Genomic DNA, 20,829 nt, shown 5'->3' with positions numbered 1-20,829 from the left:
GCATGACGAGAGGGGGATGACACTGATGGCAGGCGCAAAAAAGATATTTTTGGTGGAAGATGACAGCGATATTGCCTCACTTTTGCAACTTAGCCTGAAGGATGAGGGGTACGAAATTATTCATGAGGCTGATGGGGCACGAGCGGTCGAGCTACTGGAGAAGCACGTCTGGGATGCCGTTATCCTCGATTTGATGCTGCCGGGCGTGGACGGTCTGGAGATATGTCGTCGCATTCGGCAAATGAGCTTCTATCTACCTGTCATTATTATCAGCGCTCGCACCAGTGAAACTCACCGCGTACTGGGGCTGGAAATGGGCGCCGATGATTATTTAGCCAAACCTTTCTCGGTGCTGGAATTGATGGCCCGGGTGAAGGCGTTGTTTCGCCGTCAGGAGGCGATGAGTCAGAACCTGCGTATGGAGGCGGGGATTATCACCGTCCATGGTGTGGAGATTGATCCATTAGCCCGGGAAGTCCGCCTGCAGGGTAAATCCCTCGATTTAACGCCGCGTGAATTCGATCTGCTCTATTTTTTCGCCCGCCATCCCGGGGAGGTCTTTTCGCGTCAGGCGTTGTTAGACCAGGTGTGGGGCTACCAGCACGAAGGATATGAGCATACGGTGAACAGTCATATTAATCGCCTGCGCACCAAAATTGAAAAAGATGCTGCGGAGCCGGAAATTATTCTTACCGTGTGGGGACGGGGCTATAAGCTTGCTGCGGTTAACGCGGAGCATCAACCATGATTTATCGATTGTCGCTGAGCCAGCGTCTGACCCTGGTCTTTACCGCTATTATGTTGATTTGCGCGGTTGCGGTCAGCGTTGTCCAGATCCGCAGCAGTAAACAGTATGGCGACGCCATGGTGCAAAGGCTCTCGCTGGAATTGGCAAGCAAAATTGTCAAAAGTGAGTCGCTTATTGATGCCAGCGGGCAGGTTAATCGGCAGACCTTAAAAGGACTGTTCAATCACCTGATGACGCTCAACCCTAGCGTGGAGCTGTATCTGGTTTCACCGTCAGGCGAGATACTTGCTGATGCCGCTCCGCCTGGGCATATTCAGCGCCAGAACATTAGCGTACAGCCGATCCAGGTTTTCCTTAATTCGGACGAGCTGCCCGTCTATGGCAATGATCCGCGCAGCAGCCAGCAAAAGGTATTCAGCGCTGCGCCAGTTTTATTTAACGGCAAGCTGCATGGCTATTTGTACATTATTCTCCAGGGCGAAGATCTCAATATGCTGGCGAATACCGCCTGGCAAAAAACGCTTTGGAACACCGTGACCGGGACGTTAATACTGGTTTTATTAGCCGGTGCAATCGCGGGGTACCTGGTGTGGAGATGGGTGACGAATCCGGTGAAAAGGCTGACCGGACAGGTGGTTAATCTGGAGCAGGACAGCATTAGCGTCATCAAACAGCTGGCGCAGAAAAAGCCCGATTTAGCTCCGGCGAATGAAATTGCGTTGCTGAACAATGCATTTATTGAGTTAGCACAGAAAATTGCCCACCAATGGGATTTATTAGCTGACAGCGATCGTCAGCGCAGAGAGTTTATCGCTAATATTTCGCACGATTTACGTACGCCGCTCACTTCACTGCTGGGGTATCTGGAAATGCTGTCGCTGAAAGCCGATACGATGACGCCGGAGGAAAACCGGCATTATCTAAGCATTGCACTGCGCCAGGGGCATAAGGTTCGCCATCTGTCACAACAGCTTTTTGAGCTGGCGAGACTTGAGCATGGCGGCATAAAACCACAGCGTGAACGTTTTGCTATTGGCGAGCTGATCCAGGATGTGGCACAGAAATTTGATCTACCCGTTGCCACGCGTCATTTGCAGTTGCACCTTGACGTAATTGGTCCGTTGCCGCTGGTGAATGCCGATTTATCGATGATGGAAAGAATCGTCACTAATTTGCTGGATAACGCTATCCGCCATACGCCTGACGGGGGCGAAGTGTGGCTAAAAGTCTGGCGTGATGAAGACCGCTTGTTAGCAGAAGTGCAGGACAGCGGGCCTGGCGTCGAAGAGGCTGTTCGCGAAGTATTATTTCAGCGCCCGACGGCGTTACTACCCCGTGAGCAGCGGGCTGAGCGTGGTGGTCTGGGCTTACTGATCGTGCGCAGAATGCTCGAACTGCATGGGGGAGATATCCGCCTGATTAATTCAACGGCAGGGGCCTGTTTCCGTTTTTCGTTGCCGCTGGCGGATTCTCCACTGAGTAGCTGATGAGAATGTTCCGCTGAAAAGAGTCTGTAACGCTCTACGCGTTGTAAACCGTGGGCATTGCGTAAAAGTTGGTAGGTTGTCAGTGATAATGAGAATTTTTATCATATATTGATAATTCATCAAGTTATCTTTGATAAGCGCAAGGAGATCGTATGTCACAGGATGCCGACAACCTGTATATCGTCAGGACCAAAGCGGTTGCTGGCTGTTTTACCATGTTTTTGCTGATGTTTGGCCTCACGTTTCTTCCGTTGTTTTTCCCCGCCAGCCAGGTTCTGCTTGCCAAAGGGCTACTTTTTCCGCTGCTGTTTGCGCTGGAATTTGTTGTGCTGGTCCCGCTGTATTACTTCTTCTTCAGAAAAAGAGAGGGGCTGGGAAAGGGAATTTTCAACGCCAGGTGGTTTGCCATTTTGTTCGTGGTGCTGCTGTTTATTCAGCTTATCCTGCCATGGTTTCTGGGCCTCAGACAAACCGAAGCGTGGGTAACCAGCCAGATATCCCTAAACAGCTACGCGCTGTGGTTATCCACTCTGACCCTGATATTTATTGCGCCAGTGTATGAAGAGATTGTTTTCAGGGGCTGTTTATTCAACGCATTCCAGTATTGGTTCAATAATAAAACCTGGCTGTCGTCGGTGGTGGTATCGGTCATTTTTGCCATCATGCATACGCAGTATGTGGATCTGCGCACGTTGCTGATGCTGTTTCTTGTTTCGCAGGTTTTGATCATCGCCAGACTGAAAAGCAACGGCCTGCTGATGCCGGTTATGCTGCATATAGCGATGAACGGGACGGTTATTGCCCTGCAAATGGGGGTTCAGACGTTACAGCATGGCTGATGAAGGCGATGCCCGGAACCCGGGCATCGTGGATTATACGTGCAGACGATGGTGCAGACGTGCACCGACCAGCAACGCCAGCACCAGCATCAGGGTGATAAATCCGCCCACGCCGTTCCAGCCGTAGCTGTGCCAGAATACGCCACCCAGCGTACCGGCAATACTGGAACCCAGATAATAGCTGAACAGATACAGGGAAGATGCCTGGCCTTTAGCGCGTTTTGCCCGTGGTCCAATCCAACTGCTTGCCACGGAGTGCGCGGCGAAGAACCCGGCTGAAAAGAGCAGCATCCCGGCGAAGATCAGCCACAGTGATGTGAACAGGGTCATCAACAGTCCAACCAGCATCACGCCGGTTGAAAAGAGCATTACCGGACCACGTCCATAGCGGGTGGTCATCGACCCCGCTTTCGGTGAGCTCCAGGTCCCGGTCAGATAGGCCACGGACAACAGACCGACAACCGCCTGGCTGAGTTCCCACGGCGAGAGCATCAGACGGTAGCCGATGTAATTAAACAGCGTGACAAACGACCCCATCAGTAAAAAACCTTCCGCAAACAGCAGCGGCAACCCTCTGTCGCGCCAGTGCAAACGAAAGTTGATAAACAGCGTTTTCGGTCGCAGCGACGTTGGTCTGAAATGACGAGATTCCGGCAAGATTTTCCAGAACATCAGCGCGGAGGCGAGGGCAAAACAACCGATCGCCGCCAGCGCGATACGCCAGTTAAAAAAGTCGGTAAACACGCCGCTTATCAAACGGCCACTCATACCACCAATCGAGTTACCGCTGATATATAAGCCCATTGAGAAGGCGACGAAGCTGGGATGTATTTCCTCGCTCAGATAGGTCATTCCCACTGCCGCCACGCCGCTGAGCGAAAGACCTATCAGCGCACGCATGATTAAAATACCGTGCCAGCTGGTCATCATCGTCGAAAGCAACGTACAGCAGGACGCGAGCAGCAGGGCGGTCACCATCACCGGCTTGCGGCCTATCGCATCGGAAAGTGGACCGGTAAACAGTAAACCGATCGCGAGCATCGCCGTTGAGATGGAAAGCGAAATACTGCTGCTGGCGGGAGAGACCCCAAACTCGTGCGAGAGCACTGGCAGTATGGGTTGCACGCAATAGAGGAGAGCAAATGTCGCCAGTCCGGCAGAAAACAGCGCCAGCGTGACGCGCATAAATGGGGATGTTCCGCGTTTGATAAAACTATCCGGCGGGGTAACTCTCTGTTCATCAACATCGCTTGTCGGCGCGGTATCGACAGTGGTTGTACGGCTCACTTGAAATCCTTGCTCAATCAATTACCTCTACATGACTAGCTTTAAGAGTATGAAAATCGCATTATTCTGTCTAATATATTAATAATCTCAAATGATATCTTAAAAATATGAATATCGAGCTGCGTCATTTACGTTACTTTGTAGCGGTTGCCGAAGAATTGCATTTTGGCCGGGCGGCTGCACGGTTGAATATTTCGCAACCGCCGCTGAGCCAGCAAATCCAGATCCTCGAGCAGCAGGTCGGCGCCCGACTTCTGGCGCGCACTAACCGCAGCGTGGCGCTGACCTCTGCCGGAAAGCAGTTTCTGGCAGACAGTCGGCAGATCCTGGGGCTGGTTAATGAAGCCGCTGCCAGGGCTGAGCGTCTGCATCTGGGAGAAGCGGGGGAATTGCGTATCGGCTTTACGTCATCGGCACCGTTTATCAAAGCGGTTTCAGATACGTTATCCCTCTTTCGCCAGAGCTACCCCGCTGTACATATGCAAACCCGTGAAATGAACACGCGCGAGCAAATTGCTCCGCTCAATGAAGGAACGCTGGATTTGGGACTGCTGCGCAACACGCAGCTTCCGGAAACGCTGGAGCGTGAAATCATTCTGCATGAGCCGCTGATGGCGATGATCCCGCGCGCGCATCCGCTGGCGCAAAAGCCGGTGGTCACATTGGCGGAGTTGGCCAATGAGCCATTTGTCTTTTTTGATCCGCATGTGGGGACGGGGTTGTATGACGATATTCTTGGCCTCATGCGTCGCTATGGACTGAAGCCGACTATCACTCAGGAGGTTGGCGAGGCGATGACTATCATCGGGCTGGTGGCCGCAGGATTAGGCGTTTCCATTCTTCCCGCTTCCTTTAAACGGGTGCAATTGTATGAAATGTGTTGGATCCCGATAGCGGAAGACGATGCCGTTTCGGAAATGTGGCTAGTGTGGCCAAAACATCATGAGCAAAGTCACGCCGCGCAACGCTTTCGCGAGCAACTGCTGGCGGCCGTTCAGGCGATTAATTTAGTTTAAAAATGGGCGAAAATGTGCAGTAAATCACAAGGCTAAGTAAAAAGTTGACGGAAGCCATTGAAGTGCTTCACCATAGCCCGCAGATTATTTCGGAGCGCGAAAATAAAGGGAGTAAGTGGTGGTTGCTGATAGTCAGCCTGGGCATATCGATCAAATTAAGCAGACCAATGCGGGCGCGGTTTATCGCCTGATTGATCAGCTGGGTCCGGTATCGCGTATTGATCTCTCTCGCCTGGCACAATTGGCGCCTGCCAGTATTACTAAAATTGTCCGCGAAATGCTCGAAGCGCACCTGGTGCAAGAGTTGGAAATCAAGGAAGCGGGCAGCCGTGGACGTCCGGCCGTTGGGCTGGTTGTGGAAACGGAAGCCTGGCACTATTTATCCATTCGTATCAGTCGCGGCGAGATCTTTCTGGCGCTGCGCGATCTGAGCAGCAAACTGGTGGTTGAAGATTGTCTTGAAATGGCGCTGGTCAGTGAAACACCATTGCTGGAACGCGTTATTACCCAGGTCGATCAGTTTTTCATCCGCCACCAGCAAAAGCTGGAGCGCTTAACCTCCATCGCCATTACCTTACCCGGCATTATTGATACTGAAAACGGTATCGTTCATCGCATGCCATTCTACGACGATGTCAAAGAGATGCCGCTGGGTGAAGCGCTTGAAAATCATACCGGCGTGCCGGTCTATATTCAGCATGATATCAGCGCCTGGACTATGGCCGAGGCGCTTTTTGGCGCATCGCGCGGCGCACGCGACGTCATTCAGGTGGTTATCGATCATAACGTGGGGGCCGGAGTAATCACCGACGGTCATCTACTGCATGCCGGCAGCAGTAGCCTGGTGGAAATTGGTCATACCCAGGTGGACCCCTACGGCAAACGCTGCTATTGCGGCAACCATGGTTGCCTGGAAACGATCGCCAGCGTCGACAGCGTGCTCGAACTGGCACAGGTACGCTTGAAGCAGTCAATGAGTTCTTCTCTACACGGACAACCGTTAACGGTAGACGCGCTGTGTCTGGCGGCGATGCAGGGGGATTTATTGGCGAAAGATATCATTAGCGGTGTCGGGACCCATGTCGGACGGATTCTGGCCATCATGGTGAATTTGTTCAACCCGCAAAAGATATTGATTGGTTCTCCGCTCAGTAAAGCGGCGGATATTTTGTTTCCCACTATTGCTGACAGCATTCGTCAGCAAGCGCTCCCGGCCTACAGTCAGCATATTGTCGTCGAAAGTACGCAGTTCACCAATCAAGGGACGATGGCAGGGGCGGCGCTCGTGAAGGACGCGATGTATAACGGTTCTTTGTTGATTCGTCTATTACAGGGTTAACATTTTTTAACTGTTGTACGAAAAATTGCGCTATCTCAAGCCGATTCTCGTCGTCATACCTTAGACTTTCTCCACTGTATTATTTTCCTGACTTATATTTTCAAAGCATAACGGTGGAGTTAGTGATGCTGAAGCGTTTCTTTATTACAGGTACAGACACTTCTGTTGGGAAGACCGTGGTTTCCCGCGCATTACTACAAGCGTTAGCGTCAGGGGGTAAAAGCGTTGCGGGCTACAAACCCGTGGCCAAAGGAAGCAAAGAGACACCTGAAGGTCTGCGCAACAAAGATGCGCTGGTGCTGCAAAGCGTGTCCACTATCGAATTGCCCTACGAGGCGGTCAACCCGATAGCGTTGAGTGAGGATGAAAGCAGCGTAGCGCATAGTGGTCCGGTCAATTACACCCTGTTATCCAACGGCCTCGCAAGCCTCAGCGAAAAAGTGGATCACGTTGTCGTTGAAGGCACCGGAGGCTGGCGGAGCCTGATGAACGATCTGCGTCCGTTATCTGAATGGGTGGTGCAGGAACAACTGCCGGTGCTGATGGTGGTGGGTATCCAGGAAGGCTGTATTAATCATGCCATCCTCACCGCACAGGCGATTGCCAGCGACGGACTGCCTTTGATTGGCTGGGTCGCGAACCGAATCAACCCGGGGCTGGCGCATTATGCGGAAATCATTGATGTGCTGGGCAAAAAATTACCCGCACCGCTGATCGGTGAACTGCCTTATCTGCCTCGCGCAGAGCAGCGCGAGCTGTCTCAGTACATCCGTCTGTCAATGCTCGGCAGCGTGTTGTCGGTAGATAGAGTCCTGGCGTAACGTTCGCGACAGCACAGACGCCACCACACAGGCAATCAGCAATCCGGGGAGCAGACGATACTCCCCGGTCATTTCACAAACCATCAGTGTCGACATTATTGGCGCATGCGTGGTCGCTGCCAGCAGCGTGGCCATCCCCGTTAATCCCAGCAGAATGGCAATCTCATCCGGACCCGGAAGCCATAATCCCCACACTCGTCCCAGCAGCATACCCACCGAAAGACCGACAAACAGCGTTGGCGTAAACACACCGCCAGGCGCACCGGAACCACTGCTGGCAAGCACCGCCAGTAATTTGCAGATGAAGATCCCGCTCACCACGGCCAGCAGCGGTGGGGAGAGTAAATATGATTGCACCACGCTGTAGCCGTTACCCCAGACCGCAGGCGTGAGCAATGACAGCAGGCCAACGATCAGCCCGCCGAGCGCCAGTTGCCACGGGGGCGAGAGTTTTAAGCGCAAAAACCCATTATGGCTGGCGGTCATCAACCACATGAATAGCGGTCCGCAAACGCCGGCAGCCAGACCGGTGCTGATGATCATGACGTATTCCAGCGCATGCAGTTCCCGTGTGAAGTGCACGGCATACAGCAGCGCATTGCTGGCGCTCAGCATATTGGTGGTGAGCAAGGCGACGACGGCGGATACCACCACCGGTCCCAGTGAAGCGAGGATCAAGGTGCCAAACAACACTTCAGCAATAAATAGACTGCCCGCCAGTGGGGCATGATACGCTCCGGCCATACCCGCAGCGGCTCCGCAGGCAATCCATAACTTCCATTCTGTGCGCGGGGTGAAGCGTTGAGCAAAGCTGGAGGCTGCCAGCGCTGCCAGTAAAATCATGGCACCTTCGCGCCCGATGGCACTCCCGCTGGAGACGACCAGTAACGAGGCCAGCGATTTCACCAGGCTTGCACTGACGTCAAATTGTCCGTTAGTTTGCAAGGCTTCCATGTAATCAGTGGGGGCCTGCGGGCGTAACCGGTTGAACGTTTGCCATCCCCAAAGCAGCAAACCCGCCGCCAGCCCTCCTAACGCAGGTGTCAGCATGCGTCTTACAGGGGAAAGGTTTGTTGCCGCGTTGACCAGACTCCCTGTGTCATTGCTCAGGAACAACCATTCAAGAAGGAGCATGGCGTGGCGAAATCCTGCGACGGCCAACGCAGCAAGGATACCAATCAGCGCAGCAATCAGCAGGCGGCGGAACATGGCGCGCAGGTCAGGATAAGCATGTAAATGATGCATGAGTGGCCAGACAGGAAATTTCAGACGCTTTATTTTGCGGCTATTTGGCAACAGAAGCAAAAGCTCAGCGTGCGCAACAGGATGCTACACAGGCAGGACACATCCTGCCTGTGGTGAAACTAACGAAAAAGTGGCTTATCGGCTATCGGGATCAGTAACTGCGACTGCCATTGCGCCAGCGTCAGACGGGCCAGCTCCCCCAGCGCCTGGTAAAACGGGTGATCAGCTTTTTCGATAAACACATCAAGGAAGCGGGATGACCACGGGAACAGATGCCAGGCCAGCAGCTGTTCGCACTCGATGTGGCGTTCATTTTCAGCAAGCCAGGCCGTCAGCAACAGCAGTGAACCAAAGTGATCTTCTGGCTCATTTTGCTGCATGGCAAACTGGATGCCGTTGTCCCGCATCCACTGACGAAGTGCCAGCGTAGAGTCGCCAAACAACACGTTTTCACGATCCAGCCAGACGGATCCCCAGGGCGGAGAGGGTAGCGCATATGGACCGACAAACAGGCGTTGCCAGGCCTGCGGGAGAGGCTCATCGACCTCGGCTTGTAGGCGTGCTGCCAGCGGGAAAAGCATTGCCTGATCGAGCGGCCACTGCGCCTGCCAGCCATCGGCTCTTAACGCGCTGACTAATGCAGAGGCTTCCGCGCTATCTGGCGCATAGTAAAACAGTGCGCCGAGTACGCGCGCCGCGGTAGAAAAGTTGTCACCTTGCGAAAAATGGGTCATGCAAACAATCCTGAACAGTGCGGGTTGCCCCGCACCCGAAAGTTAACCTGCAACAGCCATTCCGACTGTCATATGTAAACCGTAAAACAATCCGCGGCCAATGATTTCACCGGCGAGGACTAACACTAAGCCCAGCGCCAGGCCGCCGACGGACGGTGCTTTACGACGGATAAGTGGGCATATCCAGCAGCCCAGACCGGCGGCCAGCAGAATGATGCGCCAGACCTGCAAGCTTCCGTAGTCGGGAACCAGCGCGCTGGCGGATTGCACCGAACTGTGGATCCCGCCGAGAGATAGCCCCTGCAGAACAATAACCACCACGATCACCAGTAGGGCCAAAACGCTCACGTAGGCGAATCTGGCGGTGCCAGAGGAAACACCCGCAGCACGCAGTAGCAGGGCGGCAAACAGCGGTCCGCTTAGCAACATCGTCATAAAAAATGCCACCGTAGTGTAGCCGTTATACCAGGTCGGGACAGTGTCTATCTGGTAGACGCTGGTCATCGCCAGCACAAATACCAGACCCAGCAGCATGCCCACCAGCAGCCAGATTTTACCTAACGCTGCGGGCATTTTACCGAGAAACGCCACCAGCCACCACAGGCCACCGACGGCGAAAAACAGTGAACCACTGGCGATTTCGTTACTCAGCGCAGATGCGCCAACTCTGTTCAGCGAGTTAAAGGCGCGCAGTGGCGAACCCAGGTGCATTACCGAGGCGAGAAAGGCGATGCCCATCACCAGCCACAGAAAAAACATGCTGCGCACGATACGTTGTTTTGCCACCTCGTCTTTAGCGGTCAGCCAGCCATAGCCACTCACTATCAGCGCCCCGGCCACGCACTGGCCCAGCACCGTAAACAGGACCAACGGCCATTCATGCCATCCATTGCCCATGTTACACCTCCCGCGGATTCGCCAGATAACCCGTGGTATCCCCGGTCGGGCGGCTATTGGCGTTGGGTTTGATCACAATGTTCGGTTTGGTGAAGTGCGCACCTGGCAGCGGAGCGACCGCCGCCAGTTCACCGTGCTTTTTGCGCAGCTCATCAATTGGACCAAAGTCCAGCGCGCGCAGCGGACAGGACTCGACGCAGATGGGCTTTTTGCCGTCGGCCACGCGGTCATGACAGCCATCGCACTTGGTCATATGACCTTTGGCGGCATTGTACTGCGGTGCGCCGTACGGGCAGGCCATGTGGCAGTAGCGACAGCCTATGCATACGTCTTCATCCACCACCACAAAACCATCTTCACGCTTATGCATAGCGCCGCTGGGGCAAACCTTGGTGCAGGCCGGATCTTCGCAGTGGTTACAGGCAATGGAGAGGTAATAGGCGAAGACATTCTGTTGCCAGACGCCGTTATCTTCCAGCCAGTCGCCTCCAGCGTATTCGTAAATACGCCGGAAACTGACGTCGGGAGTGAGATCCTTGTAATCTTTGCAGGCCAGCTCGCAGGTTTTACACCCCGTGCAACGGCTGGAATCAATAAAAAATCCATACTGAGTTGTCATGGGTTAGTCCTTATGCCTTTTCAACCTGAACGAGATTACTGTGGGATGGATTCCCCTTCGCTAATGGAGAAGGTCGATGCGACGTGAGAATATTTATGGAACCACCATGATCGATCTGGTCGCCGAACATATCGGCATTGAGCCAGGCTCCTTGTCCGATGGCAGTGACGCCGGGCAAAATACGCGGTGTGACTTTCGCGCTGATCAGCATCTGGCCGATATTATTAAACACCCTAACTGTGTCGCCATTACGGATGCCGCGCGTCCTGGCATCGACGGGGTTTATCCAGATCTCCTGCGGGCAAGCCTGCTGTAAAACATCGATATTGCCGTAGCTGGAGTGGGTTCTCGCCTTATAGTGGAAACCCGTGAGCTGCAGTGGATACGTTTTGCGCTTAGGATCGTCCCAACCGTCAAAGCCTGGTGCATAAGCTGGAAGAGGATGAACAATCTCATCGTCTTTGAGTTCCCATGTTTCTGCAATGGTTGCTAGCCGTTCAGAGTAAATCTCAATTTTCCCTGATGGCGTTTTCAATGGGTTAGCCCCAGGATCTTCTCTGAAAGAACGGAAAGCAACATAGTGTTCTTCGGGGCATTTTTTCTTGAAAATACCTGTCGTTTTCATTTCGTCGTAATCCGGCATTTCCGGGTTATGCTCTTTGGTCTTGGCATGTAGGTATTTCACCCATTCATGCTGCGTACGACCCTCGGTGAATTTTTGATATACATCCGGACCTAGACGTTTGGCGACTTCACTTAACATCCAGTAAATGGGTTTACGTTCAAATTTTGGCGATGTCGCCGGTTGACCAAGGATGACATAGCCCATGTTCCCGGCAGACTCGTGTGAGATGAGATCTTCTTGTTCAGTTGGCATCAGGTCAGGTAGCAGAATGTCGCAGTATTTTGCGGAGGCAGTCATAAAATGCTCAATACCGACGATCATTTCGCACTTGCTGTCATCCTGTAAGACATCATGGGTATGCGCGATATTGCCATGCTGGTTGATGAGCGTATTGCTGGCATAACACCAGATAAACTTGATAGGCACGTCCAGCTTATCTTTACCGCGAACACCGTCCTTGGTCGCGGTCATCTCTGCACCATGATCAATAGCATCCGTCCAGGTAAAGACTGATATCTGCGTTTTAACCGGGTTTTCTAGCATGGAGAACCATTCCACGCCCAGATCCCAGGTCCCTTCGCGCATCCCTGAGTTACCACCGTTTATCCCCACATTACCGGTTAAAACGGAGAGCATCGCAATCGCGCGAGCGGTTTGTTCACCGTTGGAGTGACGCTGCGGTCCCCAACCCTGGCAGATATAAGCGGGTTTCGCTGCGCCGATTTCACGCGCTAACTGGATAATTTTCTCAGCCGGAATGCTGGTAATGTGGGAAGCCCAGTCCGGTGTTTTGGCTATCCCGTCTGGTCCATCGCCTAAAATATAGGCTTTATAGTGTGCATTCCGCGGTGCACTGGCGGGAAGAGTGGTTTCATCGAAGCCGACACAGTATTTATCAAGAAAAGGTTTATCAATCAGATCTTCGGTGATCAGCACCCAGGCGATCGCCGCAGCCAATGCAGCGTCAGTTCCTGGGCGGATAGGCAGCCATTCATCTTCACGACCAGCGGCAGTATCGTTATATCGAGGATCGATAACGATCATTCGTGCGTTAGAACGTTCGCGGGCTTGCTCAACATACCAGGTTACACCGCCGCCGCTCATACGGGTTTCGGCAGGGTTATTGCCAAACATGACGACCAGTTTTGTATTGGCGATGTCGTCAGGACTGTTGCCGTCGTTAGCACCAAACATATAACCCATTGCGGCGCTGATTTGCGCGGTACTATAACTACCGTAGCGGCTCAAATAGCCGCCGCAAGAATTCATCAGGCGGTAGGGGACGTTGGAGTTAGTAATATTCCCACCATCTACACCTGTACCGTACAGCACGTGAACCGCTTCGTTACCGTAATCCTGCAGGATCCGCTTCAAATTACCACTAATAGTGTCCAGTGCTTCATCCCAGGTGATCCTTTCAAATTTTCCTTCTCCACGCTTGCCTACACGTTTCATTGGATATTTTAGGCGGTCAGGGTGATTCATACGGCGACGGATCGATCGGCCACGCAAGCAGGCACGTACCTGATGATTACCGTAGGTATCATCGCCCGTTGTGTCCGACTCTACCCAATAGACGGAGTCATCCTTAACGTGCAGACGTAAAAGACAACGACTACCACAGTTAACGGTACAAGAACTCCAGACAACCTTCTCTTCAACGGGTTGTATCGCCTGCTGTACCGCTGCGGCGGCAGTGCGCATTCCGAAAGGTAACGACAGCCCACCCGCGGCAAGCGCCAGCGAACCGATTGCCGAGGATTTCACTAACGTCCTGCGGCTAATGCCTCCATATTGCTCAGTTTTTGACATTACTCACCCCATTATAGTTATCGCTATATATTAATTTCTATAACGAAATTAATAGCATGCTAATAATGGTTTGAGTTTACCCACTTATGGGTATGTCATCTTAATGCATATCAAACTGGAGTGACCCTCCGCGCACGGAGGGCGTGATTTATTGCGGTTCGGCGACGTGCCCGTCCTGGGCAGGGGTGCTATTGGCAGGGGCGTTGCCACTGTTGGTTCGGGTATAGAGAATTTTGTGCGTATCGTTTGCACAATGTCCCACGACCAGTGAATCAGGCTGATCGGCCTGATCGTTGGGAACAATGTTCAGCGTAAAGCTGGATTCAGCAACGCCATTATTAATGATCCGCTGTTCGATATCGCTTTTCACGCGTTCACATGACGCCGGTGCCGCCAAAACCTGCGGGGACGCGACGGCCAGTAAGAGCGCGGCAATTCCTGTTATGTATTTCATCATCAGCTCCTTTATGATCGACCTGGACTAAGATTAGCATTTCTGGTGTAAATAACTGTATTTGCTAATATGATTGAGAATTATCTTCTTATCCCGGTGAAAAATGTGAAGAAAAAGATCTTGTTAGGTTTCCTGTGCGTCGTGTTGGCCGGGTGTGATAACGCCAAAGGCCTGGATTCCTTTACGCCGGAAATGGCCAGTTTTTCCAATGAATTTGATTTCGATCCGCTGCGCGGGCCGGTAAAAGATTTCAGCCAGACGCTGCTTAATGACAAAGGTGAAGTCACCAAGCGCGTTGTCGGTACGCTCTCACAGGAAGGGTGCTTCGATACGCTTGAATTGCATGATATTGAAAGCAATACCGGCATGGCGCTGGTCCTGGATGCTAACTATTACCGGGACGCCAAAACGCTGGAAAAACGGATCCGCTTACAGGGTAAATGTCAGTTAGCAGAACTGCCTGCGGCGGGCGTGGTATGGGATACCGACGATAACGGTTTTGTCGTTTCCGCCACGGGAAAAGAGATGAAGGTGCAATATCGCTATGATGCGGAAGGTTACCCGCTGGGTAAAACCACCGTCAATAAGGACAATACCTTGCAGGTTGATGCCAAACCGTCGGTTGACCCGTTGAAGAAGCTGGATTACACCGCGGTAAGCCTGCTCAATAACCATCCGTTAGGTAATGTAAAACAAACGTGCAAGTATGATGACTATGCTAATCCGGTCAACTGCCAGCTTGTTATCGTTGACGAGAGCGTGAAGCCGGCAGTTGAACACCATTACTCGATTGAAAACACCATCGATTACTATTAGTCAGTCTTTACTGAGCGGTAGGTTGCAGCAGGTTAGGACCTGACGTTTTATGTTCTGCCAGATACTGCTGCTGGAAGATACACATGCGGATAGTGTTGCGGTATTGACCGTTGATAAAGAATTCATGAATCAGCTCGCCTTCGACCATAAAGCCGAGTTTACGGTAGATGTGGATGGCTTTTTCGTTCTCTTTATCAACGATCAGATACAGCTTATATAAGTTAAGTACGGTAAAGCCGTAATCCATCGCCAGCTTAGCAGCCCGGGAAGCCAAACCTTTGCCCTGATATTCCGGCGAAATAATGATCTGGAATTCTGCCCGGCGGTGCACATGGTTAATTTCAACCAGCTCCACCAGTCCGGCTTTTTCACCGTCGCATTCCACAACAAAGCGACGTTCGCTTTGGTCGTGGATATGCTTGTCATACAGATCTGACAGCTCAACAAATGCTTCGTAAGGCTCTTCAAACCAGTAACGCATTACGCTGGCGTTGTTATCAAGCTGATGGACAAATCGTAAATCTTCACGCTCCAGCGGGCGCAGCTTAACACTGAGGGCGCTAGTCATATCGTATCCTTTCAATATCTTTCAAAGTGCAATCATTATGGGGCAACGGTGCGGCCAGTGCGGCGGTCGAGGCAGCGCAGGGTGTTGGGCTCCCAGTACGCATTAATATTTGCGCTCTGTTCGCACTTATCACGGCTATCGAAAGCAGCGTCGGTTTTGTCCCACTCTTTCTCTACACGCTTGTTGACCTTCTGGCGTAACTGACGCGTATCGTTCCATTGTTCCTTTTCCATTGCTGCCTGTTGACGACTTTGCGCACTGTCCCCGGATTCAATGATCAGTTTACTGGTTTCAGCAAATGCGGAAGAGGTGTACACAGCCGCAGCCAGCGTCAGCATAGCCGTCAGGCACAGGCGTTTGGTCAGTGTCATATTCATGGTGAATTCCTTTTATGGGAAAGGGGAAAAACAATAAAACAGGGTTAAATTCTACACTATTCCGGCTTGCGGGCATACCCACTCAGCGGAGATGGATACGCTAACGACATTCTGTCGTATCATGGTTAAACCGAAGGTAACTGAATAACATCAATGCTTAAGACCACATTCCTTTTTTTCATCACCGCGTTATGCGAAATCATTGGCTGCTTTTTACCCTGGCTCTGGCTTAAGCGAGGGGCTACGGCCTGGCTGCTGATACTCGCCGGGATGTCACTGGCCTTATTCGTCTGGTTACTGACGCTGCATCCGGCAGCAAGCGGGCGTGTGTACGCGGCCTATGGTGGAGTTTACGTGGTGACAGCGCTGCTTTGGCTACGTATTGTTGACGGCATAAAACTTAGCCTGTACGACTGGTCAGGCGCGCTGGTGGCATTGTGCGGCATGCTGATTATTGTGGCTGGGTGGGGGCGCGCATAGCGCCTTTTTTGTGATCAATCAGCGTTTTTTTGATCTTCATACTTGTATGGTAGTAGCTCAGTTGGGTAAATTTCCTGCATCACAAGAACAAATGCAAGGAATAAGAGATGAAGATTGTTGGGGCTGAAGTGTTTGTCACCTGTCCGGGGCGTAATTTTGTCACGTTGAAAATTACGACAGACGATGGGATCACTGGGCTGGGAGATGCCACGTTAAACGGACGCGAGTTATCCGTAGCGTCCTATCTGAAAGATCATGTTTGTCCGCAGCTGATTGGTCGCGATGCGCACCGAATTGAGGATATCTGGCAGTTTTTCTACAAAGGCGCGTACTGGCGTCGTGGTCCGGTCACCATGTCGGCGATTTCCGCGGTGGATATGGCATTGTGGGACATCAAAGCGAAAGCGGCGAATATGCCGTTGTACCAGCTGCTCGGCGGTGCATCTCGTGAAGGCGTTATGGTTTACTGTCACACCACAGGCCATACCGTTGATGACGTACTCGAAGATTATGCGCGCCATAAAGAGATGGGCTTTAAAGCAATTCGCGTGCAGTGCGGCGTGCCGGGTATGAAAACCACTTACGGTATGTCTAAAGGCAAAGGACTGGCCTACGAACCCGCCACCAAAGGGCAGTGGCCAGAAGAGCAGTTATGGTCAACGGAGAAGTACCTCGATTTCACACCAACACTGTTTGAAGCCGTGCGCGACAAGTTTGGTTTCAACGAACATCTTCTGCACGATATGCACCACCGTCTGACGCCAATTGAAGCGGCCCGTTTCGGCAAAAGCATCGAGCAATACCGTCTGTTCTGGATGGAAGACCCAACCCCGGCTGAAAACCAGGAATGCTTCCGCCTGATCCGCCAGCATACGGTCACGCCGATTGCGGTAGGGGAAGTTTTCAACAGCATCTGGGACTGCAAACAGCTTATCGAAGAGCAATTGATCGACTATATCCGCACCACCATCACCCATGCGGGCGGTATCACTGGCATGCGTCGAATTGCCGATTTCGCGTCGCTGTATCAGGTACGTACCGGTTCGCATGGACCTTCCGATCTGTCTCCAGTATGCATGGCCGCTGCGTTGCACTTTGATCTGTGGGTGCCGAACTTCGGCGTACAGGAATATATGGGGTATTCCGAGCAAATGTTGGAAGTGTTCCCGCACAACTGGACCTTTGATAACGGCTATATGCATCCTGGAGACAAACCAGGTCTTGGGATCGAGTTTGATGAAAAGCTGGCGGCGAAATATCCGTATGACCCTGCATATCTGCCTGTTGCTCGTCTGGAAGATGGCACGTTGTGGAACTGGTAAATATAAATTTTACGTACGAAAGATGTTGATTAACTCAATACCCTACAGAAGGTAAAACTTATGGTTAGTTCAGTCGATATTAAAAATAACGTAGATAATAAACCCATTATTCGCAGAGTGGCTTCAGCCTCCGCAATTGGTACTGCTGCCGAATACTATGACTTCTTTGCATATGGGACAGCAGCCGTACTCTTTTTTGGTCATTTATTTTTCCCAAGTGACGATCCATTAATTAGTACGCTGGCTGCTTTTGCAACCTATGCCGTTGGTTTCCTGGCTAGACCATTAGGAGGAATTGTCTTTGGGCATATTGGCGATAAGGTCGGGCGCAAAAAAGCACTGGTTATTACTATATTAATCGTTGGCTTAGGGACATTCTGTATTGGGTTGTTACCTACATATGAAAAAATAGGTGTATGGGCTCCAGCTTTACTTATATTTATTCGTGTATTACAGGGCTTTGGTGTTGGAGGAGAACAAGCCGGTGCAGTATTGATGACTGCTGAATATTCTGAGCCCAAACATCGTGGATTTTTTTCGAGTTGGGTTCAAATCGGTGCCCCAGTTGGTTTTCTTCTGCCGTTAGCACTCTTTGCGTTGTTAAATGCCACACTTTCTCCAGAGGCAATGATGGATTACGGGTGGCGTATACCGTTCCTGTTAAGTCTGTTGCTGGTTATTGTTGGGTTATTTATCCGCTTAAAAATTGATGAATCACCAGTCTTTGCTCAGATTAGGGAGACAAAAGCAGAAGAATCACGTCCATTAGTTGAAGTTATCCGTGATTTTCCGGGAATTGTCGTTAAGGGAGTATGTGCGAAGCTGATTGAGGCCTGCACATTTGCAATGTTTACAGTGATTGTCCTTGCATACGGTAAGGCAAACAATCTCGATGCAAATATCTTGATGGAGACAATGATTGTTGCGGTGATTATAGAAATAATTGCAATACCGATGATGGGCTCGCTATGCGACAAAATTGGGCGTAAACCAGTTTATATTATCGGCGCATTGCTCCAGGTTGTTATGATTATTCCTTTCTTCCTTGCAATCAATCAGGATAGCTTTTGGCTTACGCAAATAGTAATGATCCTGGTACTGAGCGTTGGGCATAGTATGTGTTATGCACCTCAGGCATCTTATTTCCCAGAGCTTTTCCCGACTCATATTCGTTGTAGCGGAATAGCATTAATTTGGCAGTTGGGATCGCTAATTGGTAGTGGGATTCTTGGTTTAGTAGCAGTAAAAATTCTGCAAGTAACTGGTGGACATTATTATGGACTCGCAACCTATGTGATTGTACTTGGCGTCATCTCAGTTATTGGTTTGCTGATGATGCCGGAAACTGCACCGCAAAGGCTTAAACGTGAATACCAGCAGTGGCAGAAACATTAATATCCTTTGGCGGCAATATGCCGCCAAATTTACCTTTTATGGTACACAGCTTTAAGTGATGTCATACCAATCATTAAAAGCTTAATGCAAATCAAAACATACAACCATACAGGCGTTACTCTGAATCAATCCTGATTTCATTGATAAGTAGGTCATACCATGCAAAACAAGCTCTTAACGGCAAAGGCTGCAGTTCCCGACTACGATCGTACAAAACTGGTTCCACGTATTGTTCATCTGGGGTTTGGCGCATTTCACCGCGCACATCAGGGGGTTTACGCTGACATTCTCGCTGCAGATCACGGCAGTGACTGGGGCTATTGCGAAGTGAACCTGATTGGCGGCGAGCAGCAGATTGCCGATCTGAAACAGCAAGATAACCTGTATACCGTTGCAGAAATGTCTGCGGATGCTTGGACTGCAAGAGTCGTGGGCGTGGTGAAAAATGCGCTGCATGCGCAGGTTGATGGGCTGGAAAGCGTACTGGCTGCGATGAGTGAACCGCAGGTTGCGATTGTTTCCCTGACCATTACCGAGAAAGGGTATTGCCATTCTCCGGCGACCGGTCAATTGATGTTAGACAACCCGATGATTGCCGCCGATCTACAAAATCCAAAACAGCCAAAAACTGCGCCAGGCGTTGTGGTTGAGGCGCTTGCACGCCGCAAAGCTGCGGGGTTACCCGCTTTTACCGTGATGTCCTGCGACAACATGCCGGAAAACGGTCATGTGATGCGCAATGTTGTCACCGCGTATGCCCGGGCGGTGGATGCGGAACTGGCTGCGTGGATCGAACAACATGTCACATTCCCGTCGACAATGGTTGACCGCATTGTCCCTGCAGTTACCCAGGATACGCTGGACAAAATTGAACACATCACCGGCGTACGCGACCCGGCAGGCGTGGCATGTGAACCGTTCCGTCAGTGGGTTATAGAAGATAACTTTGTCGCTGGCCGCCCTGAATGGGAGAAAGCGGGAGCGGAGCTGGTTGCTGATGTCATTCCGTTTGAAGAGATGAAACTGCGTATGCTCAACGGCAGCCACTCTTTCCTTGCTTATCTGGGGTATCTGGCGGGATATCAGCACATTAACGATTGCATGGGCGATGAAAATTATCGCCTCGCCGCGCGCGCGCTGATGTTGCAGGAACAAGCGCCCACGTTAAAAGTGAAAGGTGTGGATCTTCCGCACTATGCCGATCTGTTAATTGAGCGCTACAGCAACCCGGCACTGCGTCATCGCACCTGGCAGATCGCGATGGACGGCAGTCAAAAACTGCCGCAGCGTATGCTGGACTCCATTCGCTGGCACATTATGCACGGTAGCCACTTTGAACTGCTGGCGCTGGGCGTGGCTGGCTGGATGCGTTACGTCGGCGGTGTGGATGATCAGGGCCAGTCGATTGAAATCAGCGATCCGCTGTTACCGGTGATCCAGAAAGCGGTGCATAGCAGTAACGAGGGCGAAGATCGTGTCCAGGCGCTGCTGGCGATCGATGCTATTTTTGGTCGTGAACTGCCGCAGGTAGAATTGTTCAAGAACCAGGTCACACAAGCCTATCTTGCTTTACTGGCTGAAGGGGCGAAAGCAACCGTTGCGAAGTATGCTGCAAAACTGAAGTAACGAGAACATCATTTAAGTCGCCATCTGGCTATAAACGGGCCAGATGGCGCATTGTTTTCTGGCATTCACACCAATTAGTTCATGCCCAAACGAATCAGTTCGAGGGGGGCATATTTACCTTCACACCCTTCGATTTCCACTGTTTTCCCGCGGCGAATTTGCTCAGCGGTCAGGCCATCGGTATCTATCGCTGTAATGCGGCCTGTAAGTCCGGTGTCGCTAATCATGACGCGGCTGCCAGTGGTGATTGCGTTACGGTTACGATCGTATGTTTTCATGGTGTTTTCTCCTTTCCAACTTACCGTCAAAGCCCGTGGGCTCT

Annotated in this window: 21 protein-coding genes; 11 read left to right on the top strand and 10 right to left on the bottom strand. The window is 51.6% G+C overall.

Annotated features, from left to right (window positions below):
- Positions 1-25: 25 nt before the first annotated feature.
- The 3 genes from HV352_RS11825 (at position 26) to HV352_RS11815 (ending at position 3,074) form a co-directional block, all read left to right on the top strand.
- Entirely contained in the window at positions 26-748 is a 723-nt protein-coding gene (locus HV352_RS11825; protein WP_016153040.1) for a response regulator transcription factor, read from the top strand.
- Positions 745-2,235, top strand: a complete 1,491-nt coding sequence (locus HV352_RS11820) for an ATP-binding protein (RefSeq protein WP_016156464.1) — start codon at positions 745-747, stop codon at positions 2,233-2,235. Before HV352_RS11825 ends, HV352_RS11820 begins: the two co-directional genes overlap by 4 nt.
- Positions 2,236-2,387: 152 nt before the next feature.
- Positions 2,388-3,074, top strand: coding sequence for a CPBP family intramembrane glutamic endopeptidase (locus tag HV352_RS11815; RefSeq protein ID WP_181635461.1), 687 nt, complete (start codon positions 2,388-2,390; stop codon positions 3,072-3,074).
- Positions 3,075-3,107: 33 nt separating this feature from the next.
- Here the strand turns inward: HV352_RS11815 and HV352_RS11810 are convergent, their stop codons facing one another.
- Positions 3,108-4,361: an MFS transporter gene (locus HV352_RS11810; RefSeq protein ID WP_181635460.1), complete on the bottom strand. Its 1,254-nt coding sequence runs from the start codon at positions 4,359-4,361 to the stop codon at positions 3,108-3,110.
- Positions 4,362-4,468: 107 nt separating this feature from the next.
- Here HV352_RS11810 and HV352_RS11805 point away from each other — a divergent pair, with 107 nt between their 5' ends.
- From HV352_RS11805 to bioD, 3 genes are all read left to right on the top strand, one after another.
- Complete coding sequence (locus HV352_RS11805) at positions 4,469-5,377, top strand: LysR family transcriptional regulator (RefSeq protein ID WP_047358410.1); 909 nt, start codon at positions 4,469-4,471, stop codon at positions 5,375-5,377.
- 118 nt (positions 5,378-5,495) lie between these two features.
- Positions 5,496-6,716, top strand: coding sequence for a sugar metabolism global transcriptional regulator Mlc (mlc, locus tag HV352_RS11800; RefSeq protein ID WP_016153045.1), 1,221 nt, complete (start codon positions 5,496-5,498; stop codon positions 6,714-6,716).
- 125 nt (positions 6,717-6,841) lie between these two features.
- Positions 6,842-7,537, top strand: a complete 696-nt coding sequence (gene bioD / locus HV352_RS11795) for a dethiobiotin synthase (protein WP_016153046.1) — start codon at positions 6,842-6,844, stop codon at positions 7,535-7,537.
- Here bioD and clcB read toward each other — a convergent pair.
- From clcB to HV352_RS11765, 6 genes are all read right to left on the bottom strand, one after another.
- Entirely contained in the window at positions 7,493-8,782 is a 1,290-nt protein-coding gene (gene clcB / locus HV352_RS11790; protein ID WP_049281797.1) for a voltage-gated ClC-type chloride channel ClcB, read from the bottom strand. The genes bioD and clcB overlap by 45 nt on opposite strands.
- Positions 8,783-8,901: 119 nt before the next feature.
- Positions 8,902-9,516, bottom strand: coding sequence for a Tat proofreading chaperone DmsD (gene dmsD / locus HV352_RS11785; RefSeq protein WP_016156468.1), 615 nt, complete (start codon positions 9,514-9,516; stop codon positions 8,902-8,904).
- Between the two features lie 42 nt (positions 9,517-9,558).
- Complete coding sequence (locus tag HV352_RS11780) at positions 9,559-10,413, bottom strand: DmsC/YnfH family molybdoenzyme membrane anchor subunit (protein ID WP_016153049.1); 855 nt, start codon at positions 10,411-10,413, stop codon at positions 9,559-9,561.
- Position 10,414: 1 nt separating this feature from the next.
- Entirely contained in the window at positions 10,415-11,032 is a 618-nt protein-coding gene (locus HV352_RS11775) for a DMSO/selenate family reductase complex B subunit (protein ID WP_019076766.1), read from the bottom strand.
- 10 nt (positions 11,033-11,042) lie between these two features.
- Positions 11,043-13,469 carry a selenate/tellurate reductase subunit YnfF gene (gene ynfF, locus HV352_RS11770; protein ID WP_181635459.1) on the bottom strand — a complete coding sequence of 809 codons (2,427 nt, stop codon included), beginning with the start codon at positions 13,467-13,469 and terminating at the stop codon, positions 11,043-11,045.
- 148 nt (positions 13,470-13,617) lie between these two features.
- Complete coding sequence (locus tag HV352_RS11765) at positions 13,618-13,926, bottom strand: DUF1161 domain-containing protein (protein ID WP_085951053.1); 309 nt, start codon at positions 13,924-13,926, stop codon at positions 13,618-13,620.
- Positions 13,927-14,028: 102 nt separating this feature from the next.
- Between HV352_RS11765 and HV352_RS11760 the strand changes: the two genes are divergently transcribed.
- A complete protein-coding gene (locus tag HV352_RS11760) occupies positions 14,029-14,739 on the top strand; it encodes a YnfC family lipoprotein (protein WP_029139534.1) in 711 nt (236 codons plus the stop codon).
- 7 nt (positions 14,740-14,746) lie between these two features.
- Here the strand turns inward: HV352_RS11760 and speG are convergent, their stop codons facing one another.
- Both speG and HV352_RS11750 read right to left on the bottom strand, forming a co-directional pair.
- The gene (speG, locus tag HV352_RS11755; RefSeq protein WP_006684613.1) at positions 14,747-15,307 is read right to left on the bottom strand and encodes a spermidine N1-acetyltransferase; all 561 of its coding nucleotides are present in this window, start codon (positions 15,305-15,307) and stop codon (positions 14,747-14,749) included.
- A gap of 35 nt (positions 15,308-15,342) precedes the next feature.
- Complete coding sequence (locus HV352_RS11750) at positions 15,343-15,684, bottom strand: DUF1283 family protein (protein ID WP_181635458.1); 342 nt, start codon at positions 15,682-15,684, stop codon at positions 15,343-15,345.
- Positions 15,685-15,837: 153 nt separating this feature from the next.
- Here HV352_RS11750 and HV352_RS11745 point away from each other — a divergent pair, with 153 nt between their 5' ends.
- The 4 genes from HV352_RS11745 (at position 15,838) to HV352_RS11730 (ending at position 20,507) form a co-directional block, all read left to right on the top strand.
- A complete protein-coding gene (locus HV352_RS11745) occupies positions 15,838-16,164 on the top strand; it encodes a YnfA family protein (protein WP_181635457.1) in 327 nt (108 codons plus the stop codon).
- Between the two features lie 107 nt (positions 16,165-16,271).
- A complete protein-coding gene (rspA, locus tag HV352_RS11740) occupies positions 16,272-17,486 on the top strand; it encodes a starvation-sensing protein RspA (protein WP_016153056.1) in 1,215 nt (404 codons plus the stop codon).
- Positions 17,487-17,546: 60 nt separating this feature from the next.
- Positions 17,547-18,881 (top strand): MFS transporter, encoded by a 1,335-nt coding sequence (locus HV352_RS11735; protein ID WP_049041486.1) that lies wholly within the window; start codon positions 17,547-17,549, stop codon positions 18,879-18,881.
- Positions 18,882-19,040: 159 nt separating this feature from the next.
- On the top strand, positions 19,041-20,507 hold the full coding sequence (locus HV352_RS11730; protein ID WP_181635456.1) for a mannitol dehydrogenase family protein: 1,467 nt from the start codon (positions 19,041-19,043) through the stop codon (positions 20,505-20,507).
- 74 nt (positions 20,508-20,581) lie between these two features.
- On the opposite strand, the gene ydfZ is transcribed toward HV352_RS11730, so the two are convergent.
- Positions 20,582-20,785 carry a putative selenium delivery protein YdfZ gene (gene ydfZ, locus HV352_RS11725; RefSeq protein WP_003032393.1) on the bottom strand — a complete coding sequence of 68 codons (204 nt, stop codon included), beginning with the start codon at positions 20,783-20,785 and terminating at the stop codon, positions 20,582-20,584.
- Between the last annotated feature and the right edge of the window lie 44 nt (positions 20,786-20,829).

It is taken from the genome of Citrobacter sp. RHBSTW-01044 (assembly GCF_013781945.1).
GTDB lineage: Bacteria > Pseudomonadota > Gammaproteobacteria > Enterobacterales > Enterobacteriaceae > Citrobacter > Citrobacter braakii.
Note: the sequence above shows the minus strand (reverse complement) of the source record. Positions and strands in the feature narration are given on the sequence as shown.